The following is a 25,949-nucleotide window of genomic DNA, read 5'->3' as shown; positions in this document are numbered from 1 at the left end:
GGGGACGACACCCCGGTCACCGTGCGCCTGGAGGTGACCGGGGCGCCCGGCTGCACCGCGCACTTCGTCACCGACCAGGGCACCCTGTTCACCGCCGGGCTGCCGGAGTCGGGCGCCGGGACGGTGGAGTGGCGCACGACCCCGTCGCACGCCGCCTACCCCTCCAGGAACACCGGATTGGTGAGCGCCGCCATCGCCCCGGGCAGCCCCGGCACCGTCGCCGGGTGCCGGACCTCGGCCCGTACGTAGGCGGCGTGCGACGGGGTCGTGCGCCACTCCACCGTCCCGGCGCCCGACTCCGGCAGCCCGGCGGTGAACAGGGTGCCCTGGTCGGTGACGAAGTGCGCGGTGCAGCCGGGCGCCCCGGTCACCTCCAGGCGCACGGTGACCGGGGTGTCGTCCCCGTCCACCCGCAGTCGCTCGCCGATCCCGGCGTGCCGGCCGCGCCCGCCGAAGGCACCGAAGGAGAGCGAGAGGGCGGACGACTCGGCGATGTACGAGTGCCCGGCCCGGATCCCGGCCACGATCGCCTCGCGCGACAGCTCGTCGGCGAGCACGACGGTCTGCGGCAGCCCCACCCGGTCCGGCTCCCGGTGGGCGTCGCTGTTGCCCATCGCCGGAATCCACGGCTTCGCCCAACGGGTGGCAGCGACCAGGGAGTTGTCCCACTCGGCGAGCGCCACCTCGTCCTCGGGGCTGTACGCGCCGTTCCACACCTCCACCGCGTCCGCGTCGCCGAAGCCGAACTTCCAGTGGCAGCCGACGCAGGTGGCGTGCGGGTGGGCGGGCACCACCAGGCCGCCGGCCCGGCGCACGGTCTTCGCGTAGTGCCCGAACCGGTTGTCGCGGGCCCGGTAGCGCCAGTCGACGAACGTGCCCGGGTCGATGGCCAGCGCGATCAGGTGCCCGTTGCGGGTGGTGACCTCCTCGCCGGTCAGGACGAGGAGGTCGTCGCCCCACAGCCCGGCCCACGCCCCGTGCGCGGAGTACGTGTTGTGTTCGCTGCTGTTGATGAAGTCGAGCCCGGCCGCGCGGGCGGCGGCGGCGATCCCGGCGGGGGTGCGCCCGCCGTCCGAGTGCACGGAGTGCAGGTGGCAGTCGCCCCGGTACCAGGCCCGCCCGCGCCCCTTCGCGCGCTCCGGCGGGTACACGGGATCCGGCGTCGTCCCGGCGGGCCCGAACCGCAGGGTGATCGTCACCTCGTACGGCAGCCCCTCGGGGGCGACGGTGTACGGGCCGAGTGCGATGTGCCAGGTGCCGGCCCGCACCGGGCCCGCGATGTAGCCGGGGGTCGCCGCGTCCGCCCGGATGAAGAAGCTGCTGCGCGCCCCGCCGGACCACCCCCGGAAGCCGCGCCCGCCCAGTTCGGTGCCGCGCTCGTCGAAGATGCCGATGTCGAGGGCGTTGCCCGGGGTCCCGGCCGGTACGGGCGTCTTCCCGTACGTGTACGAGACGGCTATCTCCCGCACCCCGTGCGGCACTTCGACCGGGAGATGAACGAAGTCGGGCGCCCCGGTGGGAAGGGTGCCGCGCACGGTCCTGGTCCGGTCGGGCCCATGGCCGCCGCCCTCGGAGGGCGCGGCGTCGGCGAAGCTCACGGTGCCCAGGGTAAGAGCGGTGGCGGCGGTCGTGACGAGAAGACCGCGCCTGCCCATCGGGTGACCGTGGACCGGACGACCGTGGGCGGGGTGCGATGCGGTGGACATGCGATGGGCTCCTCGGGTGTCGTGGCGAACGGCAGGACAAGGACGCGCACCCGAAACCCTGACGGCTCACGATGAACTCCGGAAGAACGCCGGACCACCTGGACGGGCCGAGCCGTCCGCCCCGGTTCCCGTCGGTTCCCGCGTACTCGGCGTACTCGGATTTCCGCACCGCACGGCATACGTTGGGGCCACCGGATCACGACGGAGGTGCCCTCGCATGCGGATCGCCACGACGATCTTCCTCACCGACCAGACGATCACGCCGCTGCGGCTCGCCCGCGAGCTCGAACAGCGCGGCTTCAGCGGCCTCTACCTGCCCGAGCACACCCACATCCCGGTGAGCAGGGACACCCCCTACCCGGCCGGTGGCGACCTCCCGCCGGAATACGGCCGCACCCTCGACCCCTTCGTCGCCCTCGCCCAGGCCGCCGCCGTCACCGAACGCCTCGCGCTGGGCACCGGCATCACGCTCGTCGCCCAGCACGACCCGATCGACCTGGCGAAGCAGATCGCCACCCTCGACCACCTCTCCGGCGGCCGGTTCACCCTGGGCGTCGGCTACGGCTGGAACGTCGAGGAGGCCGCCGACCACGGGGTGGACTGGCCGACCCGCCGTGACCTGGTCCGCGACCGGCTCGCCCTGATGCGCGCCCTGTGGACGGACGAACCCACGGCGTACGAGGGCGAGTTCGGCTCGGTCCGGGCCAGCCACGCGTACCCGAAGCCGGTCCGGGAGCCGCGCGGTCCGGTGAACGGCCCCCGCACCCTGCTCGGCGGTGCGGCCGGGCCGAAGCTGTTCACCGACATCGCCCGGTACACCGACGGCTGGCTCCCCATCGGCGGGCGCGGCCTGACCGAGTCCGTCCCCCGCCTCCGCACGGTCTGGGAGGCCGAGGGCCGCGACCCGAAGGACCTCCGGATCGTCCCGTACGCGGTGCTGCCGAGCGCGGGCAAGCTGGCGCACTACGCGGACCTGGGCATCGAGGAGGTCGTCCTGCAGCTTCCCCCGGCGGGGGAGCCGGAGGTGCTGCGCGCACTGGACGCGTACGCGGAGTTCCTCTGACGGACGGGGGTCCGGACCCGCCGCGGCCTGGAAAACGAAGAAGGGGATGTCGAAGGAGGTGCCCTCGCGCCACTCGCCGATGGCCACCGCCTCCCGCGCGAGCCGCTCGGAGAAGGTCATCCCCCTTCAGGCAGGCGCCGAGCCCCCGGAGCGTGTGCAGCGGTGAGAACCACAGCGAGCGGATCACCACGGTCCTCATGGTGTCGTAGGACAACGGGTCGCTGGTGATGACCAGTTTGTTGTACGCCGACCACTGCTGCGTGGTCGCATCAAGGGCTTCCTCACCGCCTCCGTGCCCGGCGGGGGCGACCGGTCCCTATGCGGATCCGTCGGTCTTCTGTCGGCGCCGGCACCGCATGCCCGATGCTGAGCTGCCTCGCTGGGGCGTCCGCATACACCCGGCATGCGGACGCCCCTCCGCTTCGCGATGTGCTGCATTCGATATCGCGTGCTGGTTCGTCATGAATTACGGGGCGGCCCTCAGGGGCAACTCCCTTGTGTCCAGCAGCAGTGTGGCGATATCAGGGAGTCTTCCCGTTCGTGCACACGTAGTCACCTGCGTACACTTCACCGAAGTTGCTGCTGAACCCACCGGCGGGAAGTGTCCGCACCGGGAAAAAATCGTACGGAGCATACGAGGCCTGCTGCCATAGAACCGCCTTGACCGGCAGGTGGCTGATGTACGAGCGCTGGTAGAGCATGTCCGTGTTCGAGAGCGAAACGCAGGCATTGGTGCTTGCGGTGATCGCGCGGATTCCGGAGTAATTTGCCCCTTCCCAGAGGCAGAGGTATCCGGAGGGGCAAGAGCCAGCGGCCTGTGCAGGTGTGGCCGTCGCCGCCATGCCTCCCATGGCCATGGCGAGTGCCGATCCGCCCAGCATGAGTTTCCGCCATCTATTCATGATCGAGTTCTCTCCAAGGTGGGTCAGTTCCAAAACGCTTGACCCGGTTGGTGTATGCGCCGAGGTGTAACAGTTGGGCTCGAAAGGGAGTTTGAGCCTGATTCTGACCGTACATGGTGACATGTGACAGGTACAGAGCTGGTCGTGATCTTTCGTGACGGTCCATCGTCCAAAGGTATTCGCGATGCTCGTAAGGAAACCGAGTCCGGTGAATGTCTCGGCCCGCTGCGGCCTGAGGCCGCGGGCGCCGAGTGCCCCGCGCGTCACGGACGAGGGGCCCGGACCCGCCCCGGGTCCGGACCCGCCCCGGGCCCGGACCCCTCACCGCGTACGGTTCCCGGTCAGTCCGCCGGGCGGAAGTTGATGCGTTCCCGCACGACGGGGAAGCCGGCCCTGGCGAAGTTCGCGGCCATGGGGAAGTTGCCCCGGTCCGTCGCCCCGCTGATGAAATCCGCGCCCTTCTCGACGAGGAAGTGGGTGCACTCGGCGAGGAGGTCGTGGGCGTAGCCGTGACCGCGATGTTCCGGGACGACTCCGATGAAGCCGATGGTCGGGCCGGAGGGGTTGTGGGCCGGGATGTGGATGCCGGCCAGGTCGCCCTCCGGGGTGTGCGCGACCTGCCACCACTCCCGCGGGGAGGGGCACCAGTGGAAGAAGTCGATCTCCTCCCGGGCCGCCTGGTCGAGGCCGCCCTCTCCGATGGCCTTGAGCGCGTGGGCGTCCAGGGTGGCGGAGTGGATGCGGCGCAGCGCGTCGAAGAACACCGCGTCGTCGGGTTCGGCGCCGAAGCGCAGGCGTCCGGGCCGCTCGGGCAGGCCCCGGTCCGGGGTCCAGCGGTACAGGAAGCGTTCCACCAGGAGCTCGTACCCGGCGGCCCGGACGGCGGCGAAGCGCGCGTCGGCGGCGGCGCGCAGGCCGGGCTCGTCCCGCCAGCCGCCGGGCAGGTTGATTTCGAGTTCGACCCGCCAGGGAGCGGAGCGCAGGAGCTCGGCTCCCGCCTCCTCCTCGCCCTCGGCCACGTCGAACCAGTTGATGTTGACGGGCTCCGGGTCGTCGGGCCCGCCCCACCACGCACCGCGTGCGACGACTTCGCCGTCGCGCAGGGCGACGCGCATCCACTCGGTGCGGAATCGGGTGCGCAGGTGGGCCTCACGGGCGCCCAGCGGGTCGGGCAGTGCGTCGAAGAGATGGGCGTCGCTCGTGGAGAGCGCGCGGATGACCAGATCGGTCATGGGTCGTTCCTCCGGGATGAGGGCTGCTCGGAGCGCTCCCGGTCAGAACTGACGAACCACGCCGGGACAGCGGAAAAGGGAGCGCTGGAAAGGTGTGAACCGCACGGCACTCGCCTCCTTCCGTCGATCTCAGGGCGTGGAGCCACACAGTAGGTGATCTTCCACAGGTCTGTCCATGGATTTCCGCGGCCCCCCGGGGGGCATCTGGGGCCCTGCTACCGGTCGGCGTTACTGGTCGGCCTTTTGGAAAACGAATTGGATGTTGCTGTCGTCGAGGTACTTGATGTCGATCTCGCAGCCTTTCTGTACCTTCGACGAGTAGAAGGCAGGGATGGTTTCCCTGCCTTCCACGCGCTTGGTCGCACCGTCCTCCTGCCATGAAAGCAGGTACTTTATGGTGGTGCTCCCGCCGTCGTTCGAGCTGACGTAACGGACGTCCTCCACCAGGGCCGTGATGTCCCGTCCCCGCGTATCGATCCTGTGGTCGCGGATGAAGAGGTGAACGATATAGGCGATGAAGCCCCCGGCGATGGCGACGGAAAGGGCTATGGCGAAAATCATGGACACGTTCCTCACGTAGCTGCCCTGCGGCCGAGGCGGGTGTCAGTACTGATCAGCGCCGCGCTCGGCTCGAACGAGCACGAAACCGGTTCCGGACCGTTCCCGTCCTGCCCGGTTTCCCGAAACCGCATTCTACTGTCGGCCGCCGACGTCGTCGCAGCGATATGGGCGGGCGTGGACAATCCGGCCGAGAGGGCGGGGCGGTGGCGGCTCCGGTTTTCGAGGATTTCATATCGGGCAACCGGCAAAGCGGTTCCGATGTCACGATCGGTTCAGAGCTCGGACAGCAGCGTCGGCAGTTTGCGCATGTCGTCGAAGACGACGGTGTCCGGGCCCTCCAGCCAGTGCGCCGGGGTCAGGCCGCCCGCGTAGCCGAGTGCCCGCATTCCGGCCGAACGGGCCGCCTGCACACCGTATTTGCTGTCCTCGACGACGACGCACGCGGCGGGGGAGACGCCCATCTGCCGGGCCGCGTGGAGGAAGAGGTCGGGGGCCGGTTTGCCGTGGGCGACCTCGGTCGCGCTGAAGATGCGGCCCTCGAAGCGCGCGTGGAGTCCGGTGTGGCCGAGGGTGTGGCGCATCTTCCCGTGGCTGCCGCTCGATGCCACGCAGGTGGGCAGCGTGATGGCGGCCAATGCCTCGTGGATGCCGTCGACCGCGACGAGTTCGGCGTCGACGGCGGCCCGGTGGAGCTCCTCGTAGCGCTGCTGCCAGGCGGCGGACCGGCCGGGCAGACGGGCGTCGACCAGTTCGCCGATGGACTTGTTCGACCGGCCCACGAACTTCTCGACGACCTCGTCCGCCGTCAGCGGCCAGCCCAGCTCGGCACCCACCTGCACCTCGATGCGGACGGCGATCCGTTCGCTGTCGACGAGCACACCGTCGCAGTCGAATATGACGAGTTCGGGAGGAGTGGTCATCCGGCCAGGATAGGACCGGCCCGTGCTCCGGACCTTCCCCGGACTCCTCCCTCCCCGGCCACGCGTACGGGGCGGGTGCGGGATCATCTGGAACATGACCCCTGCGACTCCGTCCGAGCCCGGTGCTGCCGAGAGCAGCCGGATCAAGGTGTGGTACCGGTTCGTGCCGCGCGAAGGCTGGCTCCCCCACGACACCGAGGGGCTCTGGGCCACTCGCCTGAGCGGGGACACCGCCAGGGTGGAGAACGTCCCCTTCCTGCAGGACGGGGTGGCCGAGGGCGAGGTCGTGCGGTTCGTGACGGACGCCGACGGGCTCCACTGGGCGAAGGAACGGGTGGAGGCGTCGGGCAACTGCACGATCCGGGTCCTGCCCGTTCCCTCCGGCCCGCTGGGGAGGAGCGCCCGGGCCGTGCACGAGCGGCTGTCGCCGTTCGGCCTGGGCGGTGAGGTCTTCAGCGAGGAGTTCCCGTTGGTCGCCCTCACCGTGCCGGCCGGGGCGGACCTCGGCGGGATCAAGGCGTTGCTCGTCCGTGGCCAGGAGGACGGGTGGTGGCACTTCGAGGTCGGTTGTGCCACCGACGCGTGGCGCGACGCGTAGTCCGGACGTACCGCGGATCTCCGATCTCCGGACGTACCGCGGGTCTCCGGGCGTACTGCGGGGCGCGCGGCGGCCTCTACCCGGACGTCCCCGGAAAGTCCGTGAACGCTTGCCTGCTGTGTACGAGCATCTCGCGCACCGAGGGGTTGTGCGCGCTCTTCCAGATCAGGGCGAGCAACGCCGGCGTCTCGACGTCGACGACGGTGCGGGCGGTGAGCCGGTCGCGGTGGCTCGCGGCCATCGAGTCGCTGAGGACGGCCACGCCGAGCCCGCGGGCGGCGAGGTCGGCAATGGCATCCGCGGCGCCGGCCTGCAGCGCGATCGTGGGCCGGAGGCCCTGTGCGGCGCAGGCATGGTCGAACACCGCGCGCAGGCCGGTGCCGGGCGGCATGCAGACGATCGGGTGGGCGACCAGGTCGCGCAGGGTGACCCGTCGCCGTTCCGCCAGGGGATGTCCGGCCGGGACCGCCGCGACGAGCCGTTCGCTGATGATCGTCAGCGCTTCCAGCCCGTCGGGGGCGGCTGCCGCGGCCCCGATGAGTGCCAGGTCGACAGCGCCGGTGCGCACCCCCTCGGCGAGCCGGTCGGAGCTGTCCTCCAGCAGTGAGATCTCCACACCGGGATGCGCCTCGTGGAAGGCGGCGAGTGCGTCGAACAGTGGGGTGAGGGTGCAGCCGATGACCATCCCGACCGTGAGCCGCCCCCGGACCAGGTCGGTCACCTCGTCCACCGCCCGGCCGACCGCCCCGGCCGCGGCGAGTGCGGCACGGGCGTGTCCGAGCGCGGCCTTCCCCGCGACGGTGAGGGTGACGGTCCGGGCCGAACGGTCGAACAGCTCGGCGCCGAGGTCCCGCTCCAACTGGCGGATCTGGGAGCTGATGCCGGACTGGCTGATGTGCACACGCTCAGCCGCGCGGGTGAAGTTCTGCTCCTCGGCGACCGCGACAAGGTATTCCAGCTGCCTCAGTTCCATGACTGCGGATTCTAGTTTGTAGAAAATCCATCTGTTGGACTTCTGATCGGTGGGCGGCCAGGCTGAGGAACACCGGATCCCTGCGTCAGGAGGAACCCATGCCGGAGTACGAGAAGGCCATGCGGCCCGAGGACATCACCCGCTTGTTCGTCGAGCGGTCCAACGCCGGTGACGCGGCCGGGGTCGCCGCGCTCTACGAGGAGGGCGCGGTGCTGGCCCATCCGCCCGGCGAGCTGACGGTGGGGCGGGACGCGATCCGCGCGTTGTGGGAGAAGGTGCTGGCCAACGGTCCCCGCTTCGAGCCGGAACAGCCGCTGCCGACGTTGGTCAGTGGTGACATCGCCCTCACCTCGACCCCGCCGAAGGACGGGGCCGGTGCCCGGGCGCAGGTCGTCAGGCGCCAGCCCGACGGGAGCTGGCTGCGCCTGCTCGACCAGCCCGAGTTCGTTCCACCCGCCCGCTGACCGGTGCCTTGAACAGGCCGCTGGAGCGTCGTTGATCCCCGACGGCCGGTCGGACCACGGAACACGGACTGCGGACTGCGGACTGCGGACTGCGGACGAACCTGTGAACAGGACGCCGATGACGGTGGCGGGCCGTGTCCTTCGGAGCCGGTTGCCCGGGCGGTCCGTGCCGTTCGTGGACCGGGTTCACGCCGCTGCCGGGTCGATTACCGTGAGTGAGAGCAGGTGTCGACCCGTCAGAGGATGGAGTGCCCGATGATGCCGCCGTTCTGTGTCATATGCCGTGTCCCGTACCAGCGTTCAGGCTTTGACTACGAGGACTTCACCCTTGTGGGTTTCCGGCCCACGAGGACGTATCCGGATGACTGGGCCGGCCACCCGGAGCACTGCGAATGGTTCTGCCCCTCGCATCTGCCTCTCACGGAGGGCCTGACGCATTTGCCGGCTGCGGAAGCCCTGGCGCGCATCCTGGCGAACCTGCGCGACCAGGGAGGCCGGGACCAGGAAGGCGGGGACGGGGAAGGCCGGAGTCGGGGAAGCCGGGACCAGGACTCGTGATCGAGGCCGCCCCGAGCCCTCGGCCGTGAGTGATGGGCGTGACCGAGGACCGGCCGGGGGCGGCAGGATGGGGTCGTGCCGAAGAACCCGCCCGAGTCCATGCAGCACCACCTGCGCCGACGGCTCAACGCCCACGCCGCCGAGCACTGGCCGCGACTCGCCCGGGTCCACGTCCGGTTTCGAGCCGGATTCGCCTACGTGGAAGGTGAGTTGAAGGGCGGCGAGCGGCTTCCGCTGTGCCGCCTGCGCTTCACCGGCGCCCTGCACACCTGGGGCTTCGCCCTCTACGAGGCCGGTAACGGCGGCTACCGGGACACCACCTTCCCCAACGGCCTGACGGCCGGCTCGGCGGAAGAGGCCCTGGACCGCGCGGGCGACCTCCGCCTCACGCCCCACCCGCCGGGCGGCCCCGGGCCGACCCCCGTACCGGCGGGGCTCGTGCTCCTCGTCGGCCCACCGGCTTCCGGCAAGACCAGCTTCGTGCGGACACTGATCGCGCACGGCCGGATCGACGAGGACGCCGTGATCTCCAGCGACGAGATCCGCGCGGAACTCCTCGGGGCCGCACCCACCGGCACGGACCCCGACACGGACTCCGAAACGGACCCCGACGAGGTGGACGCTCGAATCTTCGAAGAACGCGACCGCAGGATCGTCGCCCGGCTCGCCGCCGGACAGACGGCGGTCGCCGAGTCCACGAACGTCACTCCGCAGGCGCGCGCCCGGCTCATCGCCATCGCCAGGCGCTTCGACGCCCCGGTGACCATGCTGAGATTCACCCCGGACCTCGACCTCCTCCTCCGGCAGAACGCAGAGCGGGGCCGTACCGACACCACCGCCGCGGACGTCCGCGCCTACGCCGGGGTCATGGCCCGCCACGCCCGGCCCGGCCAACTGCTCGCCGAGGGCGCGGACGCCGTCCACGACGTCCCCGGACGCCTTCAAGGGGCCACGCCCGCCGAGGCCGCGGCCCACTTCTCGTTCACCCGGCGAACCGAGGTGCCCGGCCTCCCGTGACCGATGGGCGGAGCTGCCCGGGAAGGGCCGGGTCCGTCGAGTGGAGCCCTGTGCGTGCGGCCCCCTCTGTCGAACGGCATAGGGGGCCGGTCCGGTGCTGTGATCTTTGTGCCGATCGGCGGATGGGATCACCGGGGGTCCGAGGGCGAGGCTTGAGCCGTTGGAACGAACACGGCAGCACAAGCCCCCTACGGAACACGGGAGTTCATCATGCGCAACACCGCAATCGGTGCCACGGCTGTCATCGCGGTCCTCGCCGGGCTGGTCGCCGCCGGACCCGCTCCCGCGGCCCCGGCCACGTCCGCCGCGGAGAAGCCCGCCGGGGTCGAGAAGGCGGAGACCGGGATGAAGCACGGGAAGCACGGGAAGCCCGGAAAGGCCGCGAGCGTCCACGGGAAGGGGCGGATCGCCTACATCGAGTCGCTCGACCACGACATCCGCTTCAGCGTCGACGCCGAACAGAAGCCGTTCACCCGGCCGTTGCCCGGCGCGGCCCCCGACGGGCTGGCCACGGACGCCGAAGGCATCCTGAAGTTCAGCCACACCACCCCGAACGGGTTCCGGGGCTGGGCGGAGGCGAAGGTGGACTGCCTGGTCACCAGCGGGCGGACGGCGACCCTGACCGCGGTCGTGAACAGGTCGAACGTCGAGGAGGCCGGTACCCGGCTGGGCATCAGCGTCCAGCAGGGCACCGACGGCGAACCGGACCGGCTCGGCTTCTCCTGGGGCGTGGTGAACATCGACCCCGCGAACCTCGACGAGGAAGGCCGCCCCAACCGGCTGCAGGCCGGTTCGTGCATGGCCCCCGCACCGTTCACGATCGTGACCGAGGGCGGCTTCGACGTGGTCCACGCCGAGATCCGGAAGACCCCCGAACCCACCACGGGTGCGGTGAACCGCCGTGACTGACGCCCTGACCGCCGGGCGGCCCGCACGGGCCGCCGCCACAGCGCCACAGGTCTCTCCCCCGATCCGCGTCCTCGCGCACGTCGCCGCACTGACCCCGTTGCCGTCGGGGTTGTGGCGCCTCGCCATCGCCCTGGGCTGGGACGCCGGATTCACCGAGGGGTTCCTCCACCCGAGGAACTTCCCCGGTTCCGGGTCCTTCTACCTGGTCGGGCTCAGCCTGTTCGCCGAGGCGCTCGGGCTGCTCACCCTGGGCCTGGTCCAGAGGTGGGGCGAGGAACTGCCCGGCTGGGTACCGGTCCTGGGCGGCCGGAGGGTTCCCGCCCCGGCGGCGGCGATCACCGCCGCGACCGGCGCGGTGCTCGTCACCGTCATCACGATCAACGGCGCCCTCACCTGGAACGACTCGGAGAACATGGGAGCCCCTGGCACCCCCGGGGGCGGCGACTACTGGGTGATGACCGCTTCCTACCTGCCGCTGCTGCTCTGGGGACCGCTGCTCGCGGTGGTCACGGCGGCCTACTGGCGCCGTCGGCGCCGGAGCGGCCGGTGAGCGTGGTGAGGGCCCGGCGCGGCGGCCCCTCGGGTGCCGTGCCCGCTGCCCCGTGCGCGTCCCGTCCGCCGTCCGGGCAAGTCGGCCGGCGCCGCCCCGGCCGGGGCCACCGAGGGCCCCGCCGGGGTGGCGGGCGACGGGCGGGGTCCGGGGTTCAGTCGGTTTCGATGTCGCGCGCGGCGAAGACCTCCGCCGCGTCCGGCACCGCCAGGACGCCGTCCTCCACGAAGGTGACCTCCCGCAGGTTGGGCAGCAGGGCGAGGTCGTCGAGCGAGCGGACGTCGAACAGGTCGTCCTCGCCGTCCCAGGCGGGGGCGCAGTGCCGGAAGACGTCCGCCCCGGCGTCGAAGCACAGTTCCTCGACGCGGGCGAGCAGCTCGGCAGGGATCTCCAGGGATTCGAAATGGGCCCGGGACTCCGGCAGCACCTCCGCGTGGAGGCCGTTCTCCAGGACGTAGGACGCGGGATCGCCGATCCCCTGCTCGGCCAGCCGCTCGGACAGGTCGTAGACCGGGAGGAGCGGCTCGGGGCCGTACATGAGCTCCTCGATGACGAGCAGCTTGAGGTTGAAGTCGCGGAACTGGCTCATGGGACATGAGTACCACGGAGGTACGACACGGGCCCTCCGCCCGGCGGACCGGGCGGACCGGGCGGACCCGGCGGACCGGGCGACCCGGTGGGCTGCGTCGCCGGTCGGCCCTCACCGGCAGGAGCACGGTCTGCGGCTGGAGCACCGGGGTGTGTCGCGAAAGCAGACCCCGCCCGCCGACGACCACGTTCCGTGGGACGTACCGAACGTCCTAGGATGCCCTCTCCTCCGGCCCTTGAGCGATCGGCCGTTCGCGTCCCCAGGCGGCCAGCGGCTGGAGCGCCTCGTTGAGGCGCGTGCCGTCCTCGGTCAGCGAGTACTCGACGCGGGGCGGCACCTCGTCGTAGGAGACGCGGTGGACGACGCCGTCCGCCTCCATCTCGCGCAGGTGGGAGGCCAGTACCTTCTCGGTGATTCCCGGAAGCAGTCGACGCAGCTCGCCGAAGCGGCGGCAGGGGTGCTCGTGGAGCGCCCAGAGGATCAGCACCTTCCACTTGCCGCCGATCACCTCCATCGCGGTGTCGATCCCGCAGACGTGTCCGTCCGGTGCGCCCGGCCGGTTCAGCGTCGTCATGTCCCACCCCTCCGACGTGCTCGCTCACCCCAGGGTAACCACCCACTCCGAAGTGCGTACTTGATCATCGCCGGGCCTGTGGCGAGCCTGATCCGCATGGCACAGAACAATGTTGAGAAGACCTCCATCACGCTGCTGGGCCTCGGCGCGATGGGCACCGCGCTGGCCCGTACCTGGCTTGCCGCCGGCCACCCGCTCACCGTCTGGAACCGCACCCCGGCCCGCGCCGCGGCGCTCGCCGCCGAGGGTGCGAGGGTCGCGGACGGCGCCACCGAGGCGGTCACGGCGAACACCCTGGTCGTCGTCTGTCTGTTGGACGACGCCTCGGTCGACAAGGTGCTGGCCGGCACCGAACTGGCCGGCAAGGACGTGGTCAACCTGACCACCAGCACTCCTGCCCAGGCCCGCGCCCGCGCCGAGTGGGCCCGCGAGCGCGGCGCCCGCTACTTGGACGGCGGGATCATGGCTGTCCCTCCGATGATCGGCGTCCCGGAAGCCGGCGGCTACGTCTTCTACAGCGGCTCGCTGGAGCTGTTCGAGCGGCATCGGGAAACGCTGGGCGTCCCGGCCGGCACCACTTACGTCGGCGAGGACGCGGGCTTCGCGGCCCTGCATGATGTGGCCCTGCTCAGCGCCATGTACGGGATGTTCGCCGGAGCCGCGCACGCCTTCGCCCTGATCCGGAAGGAGGACATCGACCCCGCGTCGCTCGCCCCGCTGCTCGCCGACTGGCTCGTCGCGATGGCCCCGGCAGTTCACCGGACCGCCGACCAGCTGCGCAGCGGCGACTACACCAAGGGTGTCGTCTCCGATCTCGCCATGCAGGTGGCCGGCACGCCGACCTTCCTGAGCACCGCCGAGCAGCAGGGCGTCAGCCCGGAACTGCTCAGCCCCTACTTCGAGCTGATGCGCCGCCGCCTGGCCGAGGGCAGCGGCGAGGAGGACCTGACGGGCGTGATCGACCTGCTGGTCCACTGACCGGCCGTGTGCCGCCCCAGGGGCGACCGTGCTGGTCGTGGTCCTCGACGAGTGGCTGTGACCAGCACTTTCGCAACACGCTTCAGGCGCGCGGGTCGGTGTCCGCCGCCGGGTCGGTGTCCGCCGTCGGGTTGGTCCAGGCGATCTCGAAGTACCTGACGCGTTCGTCCGCTCCGGCCGGTCGCATGCCGGCCGCGGTCATGACGTGCTGGGACGCGGTGTTGTCGTGGTCGGCGTCGCCCTTCACGCAGGTGACGCCGTGTGCCCGCGCGAACAGCAGCAGCTCGCGGAGGGCTTCGGAGGCGTATCCCCTGCCCCGCGCCGACGGGACGAGGCCGTAGCCGATCGTGACGCTGCCGTTCTCGTCCATGGGCCCGTGGAAGCCCATGCCGCCGATCGCCCGGCCGTCCTCGCGGCGACGGATCTCGTAGTTGCAGAACGGCCGGGGATCACCGGTGTCCGCACAGGTGCCCAGAAAGCGCCTGGCGGCGGACACGTCGCCATCGGTGGGGTATTCGGGCCCCCATCGGGCACCGTCGTCCGGCTCGCCCGCCACCAATCGCTCGGCCTCGCCGACGGTCATCGGATGAAGCACGAGCCGCGCTGTCACAAGATCGCCCATGGTCGGGAGAAGTATCACGCGAGGCGACCGGACCGCACTCGGATTGTCCGGCGGGGGCGGACAAGCGGTTCAGGTGGTTCAGGGGACTCAGGGCGTTCAGGGAGTGATGGCGTGTTCGGTGAACTGGCCGCAGGAGCGGAATCCCAGGCGGCGGTAGACGGGTTCGCCGTCGACCGATGCCTGAAGGACCGCGATGCGGTGGTCCTGTTCGCGGGCCGTGCGGAGGGCCGCGAGCGTGATGGCACCGCCGTAGCCGCGTCGGCGATGGGCGGCCAGGGTGGAGATGTTGTGGATACCGGCGACTCCCGCGTGGAGGAACACTTCGGCGGAACAGACCGGGCGGCCCTCCACGTAGCCGACCAGATACCGGGCCGGGCAGTCCGCGGCCAGTGCCTGCGGGGCGGCCCGTGCGAAGAAGCGGCGGACGGTGTCGGCGGGCGGGTTCCAGTTCGCGGCGAGAACCGTTGCGTAGTCGGCGAGTTGAGCGGGCGTGGTGACCCGCTGGATGTCCAGCCCCTGGGAGGCGGTGGCGGGCGGTGGCGGGGTGTCGTCCAGCTCGGCCCACATCGCCGTCTCCCGTTCGGACGCGGGCAGACCGGCCGCCGCCAGGCGGGCGGTGAGGTCCGGCGGTGTCGAGGAGGGCCCCACCCACCAGGAGAAAGCACGGCCCGTGCGGGTCAGCGTCCGAGCGGTCCCGGCGATGCGTGCCGTGGCGTCGGCGGCGGTGAAGCGGGCCGCGGCAACGATGTTGAAAGTGTCGTCGTCCAGGCCGCTGTCGGCGACCAGGAGGTCACCGGTCTCCGTGACGGTCGCACCGGCCATGCTCCGGTGCAGGTGACAGGCGTGTTCCGCCAGATTCCGTTCCATCCTGTCCGTCAAGTCGGCTTCACCGGGGAAAAGATCGTTCATAGTGATTGATCCCAGCACGGCCGGGCAGGGGCCGCATGCGATTTTGGCCGTCCGCTGGCGGTGGCGCGTCGTCGGCCGTGCAGTCGCGGCAGTAGTGGCCCGGGGCGGGGGAGCGGAAGGCGCGGTCGCACCGGTCGCAGTTCCGGAGCGGTACGACGCGGGGAGCGGCGGCGGGCGGCGGGGGCGGCAGGAGTGCCGTGAGGCGGTACCGGAGGAGCTTGGCCGGGTGCCGCAGGGGGTCGGGGAGGTCGTCGGTGAGGGCACGGCGGAGGTCCGCCGGGGTGGCACCGCGTTCGAACCAGGCGGCCACGGCGGGGGCGAGCTGGCCGCAGGAGCGGAATCCCAGGCGGCGGTAGACGGGTTCGCCGTCGACCGATGCCTGAAGGGTGGCGGGCTCGGTGGGCTCGGAGGGGTCGGAGAAACCGCCTCCGATGTACACGTCCGGGTAGGGGTCCTCGCGCAGATCGGCCATGGCATGTCCTTCGGAAGGGAGCGGCACCGGCTCATGGACCGGCTCACGGGGCGACTCGCACACCGGCCCACGGGTCGACTCGCACGTCGACGCACGGGCCGGCTCACGGACCGGGCGCATCGCCGGTCAGCCGGCCGCGTCGGTCAGGGGCGTCGGGCAGTCGCCGCCCGGGGTGGTGAGCAGCTCGAAGTGCCACATCTCGTTGTTGTAGACCTGGCACAGGCCGTAGTCGGAGCCGTTGCGGATGAGCCAGTCGTCGGCGTCGGTGGGGCCGATGTCGACCGCCTTCCCGGACACGTGGGTCGACTTCTCCGGGGTCTTCACGAACCGCCTCGCCCTTTCGAGGCTTCCGTACTTCTCGACACCCTCGTCCAGCAGGCGCTGCTGGTGCTCCCTGGAGCGCCAGCCCGAGGTGACCCGGAACTCGATGCCGTCGTCGCGGGCGTCCCGGGCCGCCTTCTGCACGGCCTCCAGCAGGCGCTCGTCCAGCCGGCCGATGGCCGGGTAACCGGTGTCGAAGGGGGTGAGCTCGCGGCCGTCCGGGCGACCGCCCCCGCTGTCGGAGCCGTCGTCGCCGTCGGCGCCCTCCGGCGGGGCGTCCGCGGACGCCCCGCCGCCGTCCGGTCCGTGGTCCGCCGCGGTGGCCGCCCGTGCGGCCGGTTCGCTCCGGGTGTACGTGCCCCAGATCGCCGTCAGCACCAGCACCAGCACCGCGGCCGAGCCGGCCCGGACCGCGGTCCGGCCGGGGAAGCGGCGTGCGGCCGGGACGGGGCGGTTCGCGGTGGGGTCGTCGTGCATGGTCTCCTCCGGACGTCTGGGCGGGGCGGCGGGTGCCGCCGACCGATGCCCCGAGTGAACGCCGGGCCGTGTTGTCGGGCCGTTTCGATTTCCCGATACGTTTTCGATAACCCCGTACCGTTTGGATGTCCCCGTACCGTTTCCGCGGGGGAACGTACGGACGGGCCGGTGACCGGCCGGGCGAGGCACGGAGCGGGAGAGACCGGATGCGGGTGCTGATTGTCGAGGACGAGCTGTATCTCGCCGAGGCGGTGCAGGCGGGGCTGCGGCTCGAAGCCATCGCCTCCGACATCGCCGGGGACGGGGACACCGCCCTGGAGCGCCTCGACGTGAACGAGTACGACGTCGTCGTGCTCGACCGCGACATCCCCGGCACGCACGGCGACGACGTGTGCCGGATCATCGTGGAACGGCGCCTCGGCTGCCGGGTGCTCATGCTGACCGCGGCGGGCCTGATCAACGAGAAGGTCGCCGGGTTCGAGCTGGGCGCCGACGACTACCTGACGAAGCCCTTCGACCTGAAGGAACTCGTCGTACGCCTCCGCTCGCTGGCCCGCCGGCCCAAGGACAGCACGCCTCCCGTCATCGAGTGCGCCGGAATCCGGCTGGACCCGTTCCGGCGCGAGGTCTTCCGCGACGGGAGGTACGTGGCGCTCACCAGGAAGCAGTTCGCCGTCCTGGAGGTCCTCATGACCGCGCGGGGCGGGGTCGTCAGCGCGGAGACGCTGCTGGAGCGGGCCTGGGACGAGAACGCCGACCCGTTCACCAACGCGGTCCGCATCACCATGTCCACGCTCCGCAAACGGCTCGGCGAGCCGTCGCCCATCCACACCGTGCCCGGCGTCGGATACCGCCTGGACGCAACGGCCCCCGCGGGGCAGCACGGACCGACGGCCGGGCCGCACGGGACGGCAGCCACCGGTCCGCACGGAACAACAGACACCGGGCCGCACGGGACGGCAGCCACCGGGCCGCACGGGTCGACGGGGCGCGAGCGATGAGGGGCGGGGCCGCGGACCGCCACGACGGCGGCACCGGGACGGCCGGGGCCCCGGCACCGGCCAAGCGGCCGCGGCGGCTGACCGCCCGGATGAAGCTCACCCTCACCTACGCCCTGTTCGTCGTCGCCTCCGGGATGTTCAGCCTGGTCCTGGTCTACCTGGCGATGCGCTTCGTGCCCAACTACCCGCTGGGCGACGTGAATCCGCAGGCCGAGGCCGTCGCCACCCGACCGGACATCCTCCAGGCCCTGGCCAAGGCGTCCGGTGCCGCCCTGCTGTTCCTCGCGCTGATCGGGCTCGGCGCGGGCTGGCTCATCGCGGGCCGCGTCCTGCGCCCGCTCCAGGACATCACCCGGGCGGCCCGGCGGGCCGCCGACGGCTCCCTGGACCACCGCGTCGGACTCACCGGCCCGCGCGACGAGTTCACCGAACTCTCCGACACCTTCGACGACATGCTCGCCCGTCTCCAGCGGTCCTTCGACGCCCAGCAGCGGTTCGCCGCCAACGCCTCGCACGAACTGCGCACCCCGCTCGCCGTCAGCCGCACCATGCTCGACGTGGCCGTCGCCGACCCCGACGGACAGGACTACCGGCGCCTGGTCTCCCGGCTCCGCGAGACCAACCAGCGCGGCATCGACATCACCGACGCCCTGCTCCAACTCTCCGCCCTCGACCACACCCCGCCCGCCATGGAGGAACGGCTCGACCTCGCCGACACCGCACGGGGCGCCGTCGAGACCGTCCGCGAGGAGGCCGGGACGCGGGGCATCGCCCTCTCCGCCGAGATCCACCCGGCCCCGGTCACCGGCAACGCCGTACTGCTGCGCCAGCTCGCCCTGAACCTGCTCCACAACGCCGTGCGGCACAACCTGCCCACGGGCGGATCGCTCGCCCTGACCGGCGGCCCCGACCCGGTGCGCCCCGGCCGCGCCCTCCTGACCGTCACCAACACCGGACCGCTGCTGCCCGACACCGTCGACCACCTCACCGAGCCGTTCCTGCGCGGCGGCGGGCGCCTGGCCGAGAAGGACCACACCCGTCGCGGCCACGGCCTCGGCCTGGCGATCGTCTCCAGCATCGTCCGCGCGCACCACGGGGAACTGACCCTGACCCCCAACCCCGGCGGGGGACTCACCGTCCGGGTGTCGCTGCCCGGCCCCGAACGGGGCGGAACGCGTCCGTCGCGATGAGCGCGGGACGGACGGCTTGACCTCAAGCGCACTTGGGGAAGGAGCCTTCCGTCATGGACATCGAAGAGATGCGGCGACAGCTGCGAGCCCTGACCGACCGTGCCGAGATCACCGACCTGATGGACCGTTACCTGCGTTCGCTGGACGTGGGGGTCTTCGACGAGGAGTGGGCGCGTGCGTTCCACACCGAGGACGTCACCGCGGAGATGCCCATCGGCACCGTGCGCGGCCGCGACGCCCTGCTGTCCCACATCCGGCGGGCGATGGCGCTGTTCGACCGGACCGTGCACCTGGGCACCGACGCCGTCATCGAGATCGACGGCGACCGGGCCACCGCCCGCGGCGCCCAGCTGAGCACCCACGTCCTGGCGGACGGGGCGGGCGGACTCTTCGTCTCCGCCGGCCACACCGACAACGAACTGGTCCGCACGGCCGACGGCTGGCGGATCTCCGCCTCGGCCCTGCGCGTGGTGTGGACCCGCGGCACCCCGCCCCGCCTGCCGGACGACTTCGCCCTGGCCGCCCCGCCGGCCCCCGCGGCCTGACGCGGCCGCTGCGGGGCGGGTGCCGGGCCGTGTCGCCGGCCGAGTCGGCCGGGTCCCGCTTCCCGCCATCGCGCAGCTGTGACCGGCCTGTGGAGGGTCGAAAGCCAAGCGCGTCCGCTTCAGAGCTCGTGTTATGCAAATTTCTGTATAGTCGTGTTCGTGGAACTGCCCTGGCGGATCGAGATCGAGCCCGAAGTCCGGCAGTGGTTGGCGTTGCTTGCCGATGCCCAGTACGACAAGGTCGAACGGGCGGCCGACATGCTTGCGGCGAGGCCCACCACGTTGGCCGAGCCGTACTCCAGGCATCTTGGTGGCAAGGTGCGTGAGCTGCGCTTCATCATGGACGGCAGTGCGGTGCGCATCACCTACTGGCTCGCTCCCGAGAGACGGATCGTGCTGCTGACCGTGTTCCGGAAGACCAAGCAACGCGAGACTGCCGAGGTCGAGCGTGCTCAGCAGGCGCAAAAGGTCTGCGAGAGCGACCACGGCCCGGCCGAGCACGTCTACGACCGGAGCGAGGAGGAACAGCCGTGAACCACTCCCGGTGGAAGACGCGACAGACCAGGAAGCTTCTGGGAGAGGCCGTCGAGGAGTCGTCCGCCTACGTCGAGGCCGGGTACGCCTTCGCACTGGGGCAGGCCGTGCACGACCGGCGGACCGGGCTAGGGCTGTCGCAGACCGAGCTGGCCCGTCGTGCGGGGATGACGCAACCGCAGATCTCCCACATCGAGGGCGGTGATTCCGTTCCGACCCTGGCCCTCCTGACACGCCTGGCCAAGGCGTTGGACGCTTCGCTCACCATTGACCTGGACGGTGACACCTCGGCATTCACCTTCACCCCGCACGGGCACGGTGGTCCCGACGGGCTCCCGGCACGCGGGAACTCCCCCGCGGCCTGACGCGGCCGGTCGCGGACGCTCCGGGGGCGGGTGCCGGGCCCGGTCCGGAAGGCGGGCCCGGAGCGGGGTGGGAGGCAGATGCCCTGGTCCGGGGCGCGGGGGTCGCTCGTATGCTCGGGGCCATGACCGATCCTCAGCACGGACGTCCGACCACCAATGCCATGCGGCGTGCCCTCAAGCGGGCCCGCGACGGCGTCGCCCTCGACGTGACCGAGGCCGCCGTCCTGCTCCAGGCGCGGGGCGACGACCTGACGGATCTCGCGGCCTCGGCCGCCCGGGTGCGCGACGCCGGGCTGGAGGCCGCGGGGCGGCCGGGGGTGATCACGTACTCCCGCAAGGTCTTCATCCCGCTGACCCGGCTCTGCCGTGACAAGTGCCACTACTGCACCTTCGTCACCGTCCCCGGCAAGCTCCGGCGCGCGGGCCACGGGATGTTCCTGTCGCCCGACGAGGTGCTGGACATCGCCCGCGAGGGCGCTGCCATGGGGTGCAAGGAAGCCCTGTTCACACTCGGCGACCGGCCGGAGGACCGCTGGCCCGAGGCACGGGAGTGGCTGGAGGCCGAGGGGTACGACGACACCCTCGCGTACGTGCGCGCCATGGCGATCCGGGTCCTGGAGGAGACCGGGCTCCTGCCGCACCTCAACCCCGGGGTGCTGGGCTGGACCGACCTCCAGCGCCTCAAGCCCGTCGCCCCGTCCATGGGCATGATGCTGGAGACGACCGCGACCCGGCTGTGGTCCGAGCCCGGCGGCCCGCACCACGGCTCCCCGGACAAGGAACCGGCCGTACGGCTGCGGGTCCTGGAGGACGCCGGACGTTCCAACGTGCCGTTCACCACCGGCATCCTGATCGGCATCGGCGAGTCGTACGAGGAGCGCGCCGACTCCCTCTTCGAGCTGCGCAGGACCGCCCGCGCCTACCACGGCATCCAGGAAGTCATCGTCCAGAACTTCCGGGCCAAGCCCGACACCGCGATGCGCGGCATGCCGGACGCCGAGCTGGAGGAGCTGGCCGCCGCCATCGCCGTCGCCCGGCACGTCCTCGGCCCGTCCGCCCGCATCCAGGCCCCGCCGAACCTCGTCGACGCCGAGTACGCGCTGATCGTCGGCGCGGGCATCGACGACTGGGGCGGGGTGTCACCGCTCACCCCGGACCACGTGAACCCCGAGCGCCCCTGGCCGCACATCGACGAACTCGCCGCGCGGACCGCCGAGTCGGGCTTCGCACTGCGCGAACGCCTCACCATCTACCCGGAGTTCATCAAGCGCGGCGAGCCCTGGCTCGACCCCCGCCTCCTGCCGCACGTACGGGCGCTCGCCGACCCGGAGACCGGGCTCGCCCGCGAGGGCGCGATCCCCGCCGGGCTGCCCTGGCAGGAGCCCGACGAGGAGTTCGGCGCCACCGGCCGCACCGACCTGCACCGCACCATCGACACCGAGGGCCGCACCGGCGACCGCCGCGAGGACTTCGACGAGGTGTACGGGGACTGGGACGCGCTGCGCGAGTCCGCCGCCCCCGGCATGGTCCCGTCCAGGATCGACGCGGACGTGAGAGCCGCGCTCGGGCAGGCCGCCGACGACCCGACGAAGCTCACCGACGAGCAGGCGCTCGTCCTGTTCCACGCGGAGGGCGAGGCGCTCGACGAGCTGTGCCGGATCGCGGACACCCTGCGCCGCGACGTGGTCGGCGACGACATCACGTACATCGTCACCAGGAACATCAACTTCACCAACGTCTGCTACACCGGCTGCCGCTTCTGCGCCTTCGCCCAGCGGCGCACCGACGCCGACGCGTACAGCCTCTCCCTGGACCAGGTGGCCGACCGGGCCGCGCAGGCGTGGGACGTCGGCGCGGTCGAGGTGTGCATGCAGGGCGGCATCCACCCGGACCTGCCCGGCACCGCGTACTTCGACATCGCGCGGGCGGTGAAGGAACGCGTGCCCGGCATGCACGTGCACGCCTTCTCGCCCATGGAGGTCGTCAACGGCGCCACCCGCACCGGCCTGTCCATCCGCGACTGGCTGACCGCCGCGAAGGAGGCCGGGCTCGACTCGATCCCCGGCACGGCGGCCGAGATCCTGGACGACGAGGTCCGCTGGGTCCTCACCAAGGGCAAGCTGCCGACGGCGACCTGGCTGGAGGTCATCAGGACCGCCCACGAGGTGGGCCTGCGCTCCTCGTCCACGATGATGTACGGGCACGTCGACCAGCCCCGGCACTGGCTCGGCCACCTGCGGACCCTGGCCCGGCTCCAGCAGGAGACCGGCGGCTTCACGGAGTTCGTCACGCTCCCGTTCATCCACACCAACGCCCCGATCTACCTGGCGGGCATCGCCCGGCCCGGCCCGACCGACCGCGACAACCGGGCCGTCACCGCCATGGCCCGGCTGCTGCTCCACCCGCACATCACCAACATCCAGACCAGCTGGGTCAAGCTCGGGACGCAGGGCGCGGCCGAGATGCTGCGCTCGGGCGCCAACGACCTGGGCGGCACGCTGATGGAGGAGACCATCTCCCGCATGGCCGGGTCGAGTTACGGCTCGTACCGGTCGGTCCGGGACCTGGTCGCCATCGCCGAACTGGCCGGCCGCCCGGCGAAGCCGCGCACGACGCTGTACGGGGAGGTCCCGCAGGAACGGCAGCGGGCGGCGGAGGCGTCCGACGGGCACCTGCCGGAGCTGCTGCCGCTGCTGCCGGACTGAGCCCCTGGTGGGTCCGTGCGGGGATCCCTCAGCCGGGGGAGCCCGGGTTCCCGAGGTCGGCGGCGAGTGTGGCGAGGGTCTGCCTGCTCCTGCCCCAGTCGATCAACTGGCCGGGGATCTCCGCCCTCGCCCGGACGGACGAGGTGCCGACGCCGCTCCGGGTGACGGTCACCGCGAGCACCCCGCCGAAGGTCCTGGCGTCGGACGGGATGTCGGCGGTCAGCGTGCAGCCGTCCTCGTGCTGCTCCACCGAGCGGATTCCCTGGCCGCGCAGGGCCAGGGAACACAGCACGGCGACGAGTGCCCGGCCCACCGGCTGCGGAAGCCCCGCCCCGTACGACCTGCCGGTCCGGAAACGGAGCTTCCGCCCCAGCCGGCGGCCGTGCTCGGCGCCCCTGAGCATCGGCCGGCCCACGAGCGGGACCGCCGAGGCGGCCCGGGACAGGAACTCCTCGGCGCTCATCGGCAGTCGGGTCCGGGACGCGCTCGCGGTGATCGCGTCCCGGACGGCGGGGACCCGGACGAGCACCTCGTAGCGGTGCTCGTCGGGCCAGTCGTCCCCCGGTCCGGTTCCGCCGGTGTCGGGTTCCATCGGTGTCGGCATCGGTGTGGTCGCCTCGCTCTCGCGCCGGAGACATGGTCGGGTGGTCGAGCACTGCTCCGACCGGGTACCCCTCGATGCCGGAACCATGACCGTACTGCCGCGGGGAACCGGGGCGGAACCGGGCCGGGACCGGGGACGGGCGCTCAGGCGGTGACGGGCCGGACGGGTGGTGCGTGGAGCCGTCCGGTGCGGGCGAGCGCGGCGACCGCGGCCGCGCACGCGGCCCCGGTCACGGCGAGCGCGGTCCACACGAGCCAGGGCGCGTGGGCGCGGGTGGCGTCCCAGAGCGCGCCGAGGGCGAGGTTGCCGAGGGTGATGCCGAGGCCGGAGACGGTGTTGTAGAAGCCGTAGTGGGTGGCGACCAGCCTGTTCCCGGACAGTGCGACGACGGTGTCCATCTCGAAGGGGTAGACCACCGCCCCGGCGGCGGCGAGCACGGCCACGGACACGGCGAGGGCCGTGAGGGAGCCGAGCGCGGACCGGGCGGGGGCGAGGGCCAGGGGCACGAATGCCGCGCCCATCGCGGCGAGCCCGACGGCCAGCGCCCGGTGGGGCGTGAAGCGCCGCCTGGCCCAGCCGGTCAGCCGCAGCTGCCCGGCCACCGCCACCGCGGCCGAGATGACGAACAGCCCGCTCGTCGCCTTCGTGCCGTCCGCGCCGAGGGCGGCGTCGGCGGCCAGTGGCAGCACCAGGTAGACCTGGAAGGTCAGCACGTAGGAGCCGATCATCGCCGCGGAGAACAGCAGGAACGGCCGGTTGGCGGCGACCTGCCGCCACTGGCCCCACACGGTCGGCGTGCCCCCGTCCCCGGCCGCCGCCCGGTGGGGGTCGGTGGCGCGGCGGTCGGGAAGCGCGCGGGCCTGGAGCACGCTGAGGGCGGCGAAGACGACGGCGGCCGCGGTGCACACGGCGCGGAAGTCGGCGGCCAGCAGCGCGAGCCCGACCAGCGGCCCGAGGAGCATGCCCGCCTGGTAGTGGACGTTGAACAGGGCGAACGCGTCCACCCGGCGGTCGCCCGCCTCGGCTGCGAGGTAGGCGCGCACGGCCGGGTTGAACAGGGCTCCGGCGAACCCGGTCGCCGCCGACGCCACGATCAGGGCGGGCAGGCCGTCGACCCAGCCCAGAAGGGCGAACCCGCCGGTGCGCAGGACGCAGCCGACCAGGATCGGGGTCTTGTAGCCGAGGCGGTCGGCGAGGGTGCCGCCGATGAGGAACATGCCCTGCTGGGAGAGGTTGCGCACGCCGAGGACCAGGCCGACCGCCCATGCCGCCATCCCCAGCCCCTCCGAGAGGTGGGCGGCGAGGTAGGGCATGAGCATGTAGAAGGCCAGGTTGATGGCGAACTGGTTCACCATCAGCAGGCGCGCGGCCGGGCCGAAGGAGCGGGTCTGCGCCAGGATCTTCCTCATCGGGCCGCTCCCGCCGGGCTCAGGTCCTCCCGGCCGGTGGCGCGGGGGCGGGTCCGGGCGACGGCCCGGCAGCGGCTCCAGCGCGTGACCACCGTCCGGGCGGGATCGGTGATCTCGTCCGGGTCGTCGGGCGGTTCGTGGCCGAGGAGTTGATGGGCGCGGCAGTAGTCGTCGTCGAAGACGGTGGAGACGTAGCGGTGCGGGCCGTCGGGGAAGACGGCGGCGATGCGCTGTTCGGCGGGGGACGTACGGGCGAGCCAGCGGGCGACCAGGGCGACCGCGCCGACGCTCCAGCCCCCGGTGGCGTACCAGGTGCGGGCCAGGGCGCGGGCGGCCCAGACGGCTTCGGGGGCGGCGACCCAGTGGACCTCGTCGAACAGGTCGTGGGCGACGTTGCGCGGGTGGATGGACGAGCCCAGGCCGCGCATCAGCCGGGGCCCGGCGGGCTGGCCGAAGATGGTCGAGGCGCAGGTGTCCACGCCGACCACCCGCAGCGCGGGGAAGAAGGTGCGCAGCACGCGGCCGATGCCCGCGGAGTGACCGCCGGTGCCGACCGCGACGACGAGGGTGTCGATCCGGCCGAGCTGGGCGACCAGTTCGTGCGCGAGGGGCCGGTAGGCGGCCGCGTTGTCGGGGTTGTGGTACTGGTCGGGGCACCACGCTCCCGGGCAGTGGGCGAGCAGCTCGGCCACCTTCTCGCGGCGGGCCTGCTGCCAGCCCCCTTCCGGGTGCGGCGTGGTGACGGTGTGGACGTCGACGCCGTAGGCGCGCAGCAACCCGGCGACCTGGGGTTCCATCCCGGGGTCGGTGACCAGCGAGACGGGATGGCCGTAGGTGATGCCGGCCAGGGCCAGACCGAGGCCGAGGGTGCCGGAGGTGGATTCGACGATCCGGGCACCGGGCGGCAGCGCCCCGCGTTCCCGGGCGGCGGCCACCATGTACAGGGCGGTGCGGTCCTTGATGCCGCCCGGGTTGTGGCCCTCCAGCTTGGCCCAGAAGCCGCGTCCGGCGGAGGCGAACGGCTCGCCCACCCACAGCACGGGCGTGTCGCCCACCAGGGCGGACGGATGGGCGGCAGCCCGCGCCGAGGCGGCGAGCAGCCGGGCGGGAGAGACGGAGGAGGGGGAGACGGAGGAGGGGGAGACGGGAACGGGGGAAGCGGGGGGAGACGGAGGAGGGGGAGACGGGAACGGGGGAAGCG

At 72.0% G+C, this 25,949-nt stretch carries 28 protein-coding genes and 1 pseudogene; 14 read left to right on the top strand and 15 right to left on the bottom strand.

Annotated elements, in window-relative coordinates; translation table 11 throughout:
• Positions 1–249: pseudogene (locus EAO76_RS46265) on the top strand (phosphoesterase); the annotation flags it as partial.
• Here the strand turns inward: EAO76_RS46265 and EAO76_RS16285 are convergent.
• The gene (locus EAO76_RS16285) at positions 156–1,706 is read right to left on the bottom strand and encodes a CehA/McbA family metallohydrolase (protein ID WP_262375513.1); all 1,551 of its coding nucleotides are present in this window, start codon (positions 1,704–1,706) and stop codon (positions 156–158) included. The pseudogene EAO76_RS46265 and the gene EAO76_RS16285 sit on opposite strands and share 94 nt — an antisense overlap.
• A gap of 217 nt (positions 1,707–1,923) precedes the next feature.
• On the opposite strand from EAO76_RS16285, the gene EAO76_RS16280 reads away from it, so the two are divergent.
• Positions 1,924–2,769 carry an LLM class F420-dependent oxidoreductase gene (locus EAO76_RS16280; RefSeq protein ID WP_148836655.1) on the top strand — a complete coding sequence of 282 codons (846 nt, stop codon included), beginning with the start codon at positions 1,924–1,926 and terminating at the stop codon, positions 2,767–2,769.
• Positions 2,770–3,290: 521 nt separating this feature from the next.
• Here the strand turns inward: EAO76_RS16280 and EAO76_RS16270 are convergent.
• From EAO76_RS16270 to EAO76_RS16255, 4 genes are all read right to left on the bottom strand, one after another.
• The gene (locus EAO76_RS16270; RefSeq protein WP_187438649.1) at positions 3,291–3,704 is read right to left on the bottom strand and encodes a peptidase inhibitor family I36 protein; all 414 of its coding nucleotides are present in this window, start codon (positions 3,702–3,704) and stop codon (positions 3,291–3,293) included.
• A 308-nt stretch (positions 3,705–4,012) separates the two neighbouring features.
• Positions 4,013–4,903 carry a GNAT family N-acetyltransferase gene (locus EAO76_RS16265; protein ID WP_148836654.1) on the bottom strand — a complete coding sequence of 297 codons (891 nt, stop codon included), beginning with the start codon at positions 4,901–4,903 and terminating at the stop codon, positions 4,013–4,015.
• A gap of 228 nt (positions 4,904–5,131) precedes the next feature.
• Positions 5,132–5,464, bottom strand: a complete 333-nt coding sequence (locus EAO76_RS16260) for a hypothetical protein (RefSeq protein WP_148836653.1) — start codon at positions 5,462–5,464, stop codon at positions 5,132–5,134.
• Between the two features lie 272 nt (positions 5,465–5,736).
• Entirely contained in the window at positions 5,737–6,384 is a 648-nt protein-coding gene (locus tag EAO76_RS16255; protein ID WP_148836652.1) for an HAD family phosphatase, read from the bottom strand.
• Between the two features lie 94 nt (positions 6,385–6,478).
• On the opposite strand from EAO76_RS16255, the gene EAO76_RS16250 reads away from it, so the two are divergent.
• Complete coding sequence (locus EAO76_RS16250) at positions 6,479–6,982, top strand: DUF4265 domain-containing protein (protein ID WP_148836651.1); 504 nt, start codon at positions 6,479–6,481, stop codon at positions 6,980–6,982.
• Positions 6,983–7,058: 76 nt separating this feature from the next.
• Here the strand turns inward: EAO76_RS16250 and EAO76_RS16245 are convergent, their stop codons facing one another.
• Positions 7,059–7,955 carry a LysR family transcriptional regulator gene (locus EAO76_RS16245; RefSeq protein ID WP_148836650.1) on the bottom strand — a complete coding sequence of 299 codons (897 nt, stop codon included), beginning with the start codon at positions 7,953–7,955 and terminating at the stop codon, positions 7,059–7,061.
• Positions 7,956–8,053: 98 nt separating this feature from the next.
• Between EAO76_RS16245 and EAO76_RS16240 the strand changes: the two genes are divergently transcribed.
• The 4 genes from EAO76_RS16240 (at position 8,054) to EAO76_RS16225 (ending at position 11,453) form a co-directional block, all read left to right on the top strand.
• On the top strand, positions 8,054–8,419 hold the full coding sequence (locus EAO76_RS16240; protein WP_148836649.1) for a nuclear transport factor 2 family protein: 366 nt from the start codon (positions 8,054–8,056) through the stop codon (positions 8,417–8,419).
• A 633-nt stretch (positions 8,420–9,052) separates the two neighbouring features.
• Positions 9,053–9,994, top strand: a complete 942-nt coding sequence (locus EAO76_RS16235) for an ATP-binding protein (RefSeq protein ID WP_148836648.1) — start codon at positions 9,053–9,055, stop codon at positions 9,992–9,994.
• 210 nt (positions 9,995–10,204) lie between these two features.
• Positions 10,205–10,903, top strand: coding sequence for a hypothetical protein (locus tag EAO76_RS16230; RefSeq protein ID WP_148836647.1), 699 nt, complete (start codon positions 10,205–10,207; stop codon positions 10,901–10,903).
• Complete coding sequence (locus EAO76_RS16225; RefSeq protein WP_148836646.1) at positions 10,896–11,453, top strand: hypothetical protein; 558 nt, start codon at positions 10,896–10,898, stop codon at positions 11,451–11,453. The genes EAO76_RS16230 and EAO76_RS16225 overlap by 8 nt, the downstream gene beginning before the upstream one ends.
• A gap of 154 nt (positions 11,454–11,607) precedes the next feature.
• On the opposite strand, the gene EAO76_RS16220 is transcribed toward EAO76_RS16225, so the two are convergent.
• The gene (locus EAO76_RS16220) at positions 11,608–12,042 is read right to left on the bottom strand and encodes a DUF6892 domain-containing protein (RefSeq protein ID WP_148836645.1); all 435 of its coding nucleotides are present in this window, start codon (positions 12,040–12,042) and stop codon (positions 11,608–11,610) included.
• Positions 12,043–12,253: 211 nt separating this feature from the next.
• On the bottom strand, positions 12,254–12,616 hold the full coding sequence (locus EAO76_RS16215; RefSeq protein WP_148836644.1) for a helix-turn-helix domain-containing protein: 363 nt from the start codon (positions 12,614–12,616) through the stop codon (positions 12,254–12,256).
• Between the two features lie 96 nt (positions 12,617–12,712).
• On the opposite strand from EAO76_RS16215, the gene EAO76_RS16210 reads away from it, so the two are divergent.
• The gene (locus EAO76_RS16210; protein WP_148836643.1) at positions 12,713–13,594 is read left to right on the top strand and encodes an NAD(P)-dependent oxidoreductase; all 882 of its coding nucleotides are present in this window, start codon (positions 12,713–12,715) and stop codon (positions 13,592–13,594) included.
• A gap of 82 nt (positions 13,595–13,676) precedes the next feature.
• On the opposite strand, the gene EAO76_RS16205 is transcribed toward EAO76_RS16210, so the two are convergent.
• The 4 genes from EAO76_RS16205 to EAO76_RS16190 all read right to left on the bottom strand — a co-directional run bounded on the left by EAO76_RS16205 (position 13,677) and on the right by EAO76_RS16190 (position 16,395).
• Positions 13,677–14,216 (bottom strand): GNAT family N-acetyltransferase, encoded by a 540-nt coding sequence (locus EAO76_RS16205; RefSeq protein WP_148836642.1) that lies wholly within the window; start codon positions 14,214–14,216, stop codon positions 13,677–13,679.
• 96 nt (positions 14,217–14,312) lie between these two features.
• Entirely contained in the window at positions 14,313–15,083 is a 771-nt protein-coding gene (locus tag EAO76_RS16200) for a GNAT family N-acetyltransferase (RefSeq protein ID WP_148836641.1), read from the bottom strand.
• Positions 15,084–15,102: 19 nt separating this feature from the next.
• Positions 15,103–15,597, bottom strand: a complete 495-nt coding sequence (locus EAO76_RS16195) for a hypothetical protein (RefSeq protein ID WP_399462190.1) — start codon at positions 15,595–15,597, stop codon at positions 15,103–15,105.
• A gap of 126 nt (positions 15,598–15,723) precedes the next feature.
• Complete coding sequence (locus EAO76_RS16190; RefSeq protein WP_148836640.1) at positions 15,724–16,395, bottom strand: M15 family metallopeptidase; 672 nt, start codon at positions 16,393–16,395, stop codon at positions 15,724–15,726.
• A 206-nt stretch (positions 16,396–16,601) separates the two neighbouring features.
• Between EAO76_RS16190 and EAO76_RS16185 the strand changes: the two genes are divergently transcribed.
• The 6 genes from EAO76_RS16185 (at position 16,602) to EAO76_RS16160 (ending at position 22,735) form a co-directional block, all read left to right on the top strand.
• Positions 16,602–17,396, top strand: a complete 795-nt coding sequence (locus tag EAO76_RS16185; protein ID WP_148836639.1) for a response regulator transcription factor — start codon at positions 16,602–16,604, stop codon at positions 17,394–17,396.
• A complete protein-coding gene (locus tag EAO76_RS16180; protein WP_148836638.1) occupies positions 17,393–18,586 on the top strand; it encodes a HAMP domain-containing sensor histidine kinase in 1,194 nt (397 codons plus the stop codon). The genes EAO76_RS16185 and EAO76_RS16180 overlap by 4 nt, the downstream gene beginning before the upstream one ends.
• A gap of 53 nt (positions 18,587–18,639) precedes the next feature.
• The gene (locus EAO76_RS16175) at positions 18,640–19,131 is read left to right on the top strand and encodes a nuclear transport factor 2 family protein (RefSeq protein WP_148836637.1); all 492 of its coding nucleotides are present in this window, start codon (positions 18,640–18,642) and stop codon (positions 19,129–19,131) included.
• Positions 19,132–19,296: 165 nt separating this feature from the next.
• Complete coding sequence (locus EAO76_RS16170) at positions 19,297–19,665, top strand: type II toxin-antitoxin system RelE/ParE family toxin (protein WP_376041359.1); 369 nt, start codon at positions 19,297–19,299, stop codon at positions 19,663–19,665.
• Positions 19,662–20,030 (top strand): helix-turn-helix domain-containing protein, encoded by a 369-nt coding sequence (locus EAO76_RS16165; RefSeq protein WP_148836635.1) that lies wholly within the window; start codon positions 19,662–19,664, stop codon positions 20,028–20,030. Before EAO76_RS16170 ends, EAO76_RS16165 begins: the two co-directional genes overlap by 4 nt.
• 122 nt (positions 20,031–20,152) lie before the next feature.
• A complete protein-coding gene (locus tag EAO76_RS16160) occupies positions 20,153–22,735 on the top strand; it encodes a bifunctional FO biosynthesis protein CofGH (RefSeq protein WP_187438648.1) in 2,583 nt (860 codons plus the stop codon).
• 28 nt (positions 22,736–22,763) lie between these two features.
• Here the strand turns inward: EAO76_RS16160 and EAO76_RS16155 are convergent, their stop codons facing one another.
• The 3 genes from EAO76_RS16155 to EAO76_RS16145 form a co-directional block, all read right to left on the bottom strand.
• The gene (locus EAO76_RS16155; RefSeq protein WP_148836633.1) at positions 22,764–23,327 is read right to left on the bottom strand and encodes a hypothetical protein; all 564 of its coding nucleotides are present in this window, start codon (positions 23,325–23,327) and stop codon (positions 22,764–22,766) included.
• A gap of 155 nt (positions 23,328–23,482) precedes the next feature.
• Complete coding sequence (locus EAO76_RS16150) at positions 23,483–24,748, bottom strand: MFS transporter (RefSeq protein WP_148836632.1); 1,266 nt, start codon at positions 24,746–24,748, stop codon at positions 23,483–23,485.
• Entirely contained in the window at positions 24,745–25,848 is a 1,104-nt protein-coding gene (locus EAO76_RS16145; protein WP_148836688.1) for a PLP-dependent cysteine synthase family protein, read from the bottom strand. Before EAO76_RS16145 ends, EAO76_RS16150 begins: the two co-directional genes overlap by 4 nt.
• Positions 25,849–25,949 lie beyond the last annotated feature (101 nt).

The sequence above is a fragment of the Streptomyces sp. sk2.1 genome, assembly GCF_008120935.1.
Taxonomy (GTDB): Bacteria; Actinomycetota; Actinomycetes; order Streptomycetales; family Streptomycetaceae; genus Streptomyces.
The sequence above is the reverse complement of the archived record's forward strand: the minus strand, read 5'-3'. Positions and strand labels throughout refer to the sequence as shown.

Coding starts and splice junctions, on each gene's coding strand:
- EAO76_RS16260 (WP_148836653.1), bottom strand. CDS start 5,464: ATGATTTTCGCCATAGCCCTTTCCGTCGCCATCGCCGGGGGCTTCATC.
- EAO76_RS16215 (WP_148836644.1), bottom strand. CDS start 12,616: ATGACGACGCTGAACCGGCCGGGCGCACCGGACGGACACGTCTGCGGG.
- EAO76_RS16245 (WP_148836650.1), bottom strand. CDS start 7,955: ATGGAACTGAGGCAGCTGGAATACCTTGTCGCGGTCGCCGAGGAGCAG.
- EAO76_RS16230 (WP_148836647.1), top strand. CDS start 10,205: ATGCGCAACACCGCAATCGGTGCCACGGCTGTCATCGCGGTCCTCGCC.
- EAO76_RS16210 (WP_148836643.1), top strand. CDS start 12,713: ATGGCACAGAACAATGTTGAGAAGACCTCCATCACGCTGCTGGGCCTC.
- EAO76_RS16250 (WP_148836651.1), top strand. CDS start 6,479: ATGACCCCTGCGACTCCGTCCGAGCCCGGTGCTGCCGAGAGCAGCCGG.
- EAO76_RS16190 (WP_148836640.1), bottom strand. CDS start 16,395: ATGCACGACGACCCCACCGCGAACCGCCCCGTCCCGGCCGCACGCCGC.
- EAO76_RS16150 (WP_148836632.1), bottom strand. CDS start 24,748: ATGAGGAAGATCCTGGCGCAGACCCGCTCCTTCGGCCCGGCCGCGCGC.
- EAO76_RS16155 (WP_148836633.1), bottom strand. CDS start 23,327: ATGGAACCCGACACCGGCGGAACCGGACCGGGGGACGACTGGCCCGAC.
- EAO76_RS16255 (WP_148836652.1), bottom strand. CDS start 6,384: ATGACCACTCCTCCCGAACTCGTCATATTCGACTGCGACGGTGTGCTC.
- EAO76_RS16180 (WP_148836638.1), top strand. CDS start 17,393: ATGAGGGGCGGGGCCGCGGACCGCCACGACGGCGGCACCGGGACGGCC.
- EAO76_RS16220 (WP_148836645.1), bottom strand. CDS start 12,042: ATGAGCCAGTTCCGCGACTTCAACCTCAAGCTGCTCGTCATCGAGGAG.
- EAO76_RS16240 (WP_148836649.1), top strand. CDS start 8,054: ATGCCGGAGTACGAGAAGGCCATGCGGCCCGAGGACATCACCCGCTTG.
- EAO76_RS16185 (WP_148836639.1), top strand. CDS start 16,602: ATGCGGGTGCTGATTGTCGAGGACGAGCTGTATCTCGCCGAGGCGGTG.
- EAO76_RS16265 (WP_148836654.1), bottom strand. CDS start 4,903: ATGACCGATCTGGTCATCCGCGCGCTCTCCACGAGCGACGCCCATCTC.
- EAO76_RS16200 (WP_148836641.1), bottom strand. CDS start 15,083: ATGGAACGGAATCTGGCGGAACACGCCTGTCACCTGCACCGGAGCATG.
- EAO76_RS16280 (WP_148836655.1), top strand. CDS start 1,924: ATGCGGATCGCCACGACGATCTTCCTCACCGACCAGACGATCACGCCG.
- EAO76_RS16160 (WP_187438648.1), top strand. CDS start 20,153: ATGACCGATCCTCAGCACGGACGTCCGACCACCAATGCCATGCGGCGT.
- EAO76_RS16205 (WP_148836642.1), bottom strand. CDS start 14,216: ATGGGCGATCTTGTGACAGCGCGGCTCGTGCTTCATCCGATGACCGTC.
- EAO76_RS16285 (WP_262375513.1), bottom strand. CDS start 1,706: ATGTCCACCGCATCGCACCCCGCCCACGGTCGTCCGGTCCACGGTCAC.
- EAO76_RS16175 (WP_148836637.1), top strand. CDS start 18,640: ATGGACATCGAAGAGATGCGGCGACAGCTGCGAGCCCTGACCGACCGT.
- EAO76_RS16195 (WP_399462190.1), bottom strand. CDS start 15,597: ATGGCCGATCTGCGCGAGGACCCCTACCCGGACGTGTACATCGGAGGC.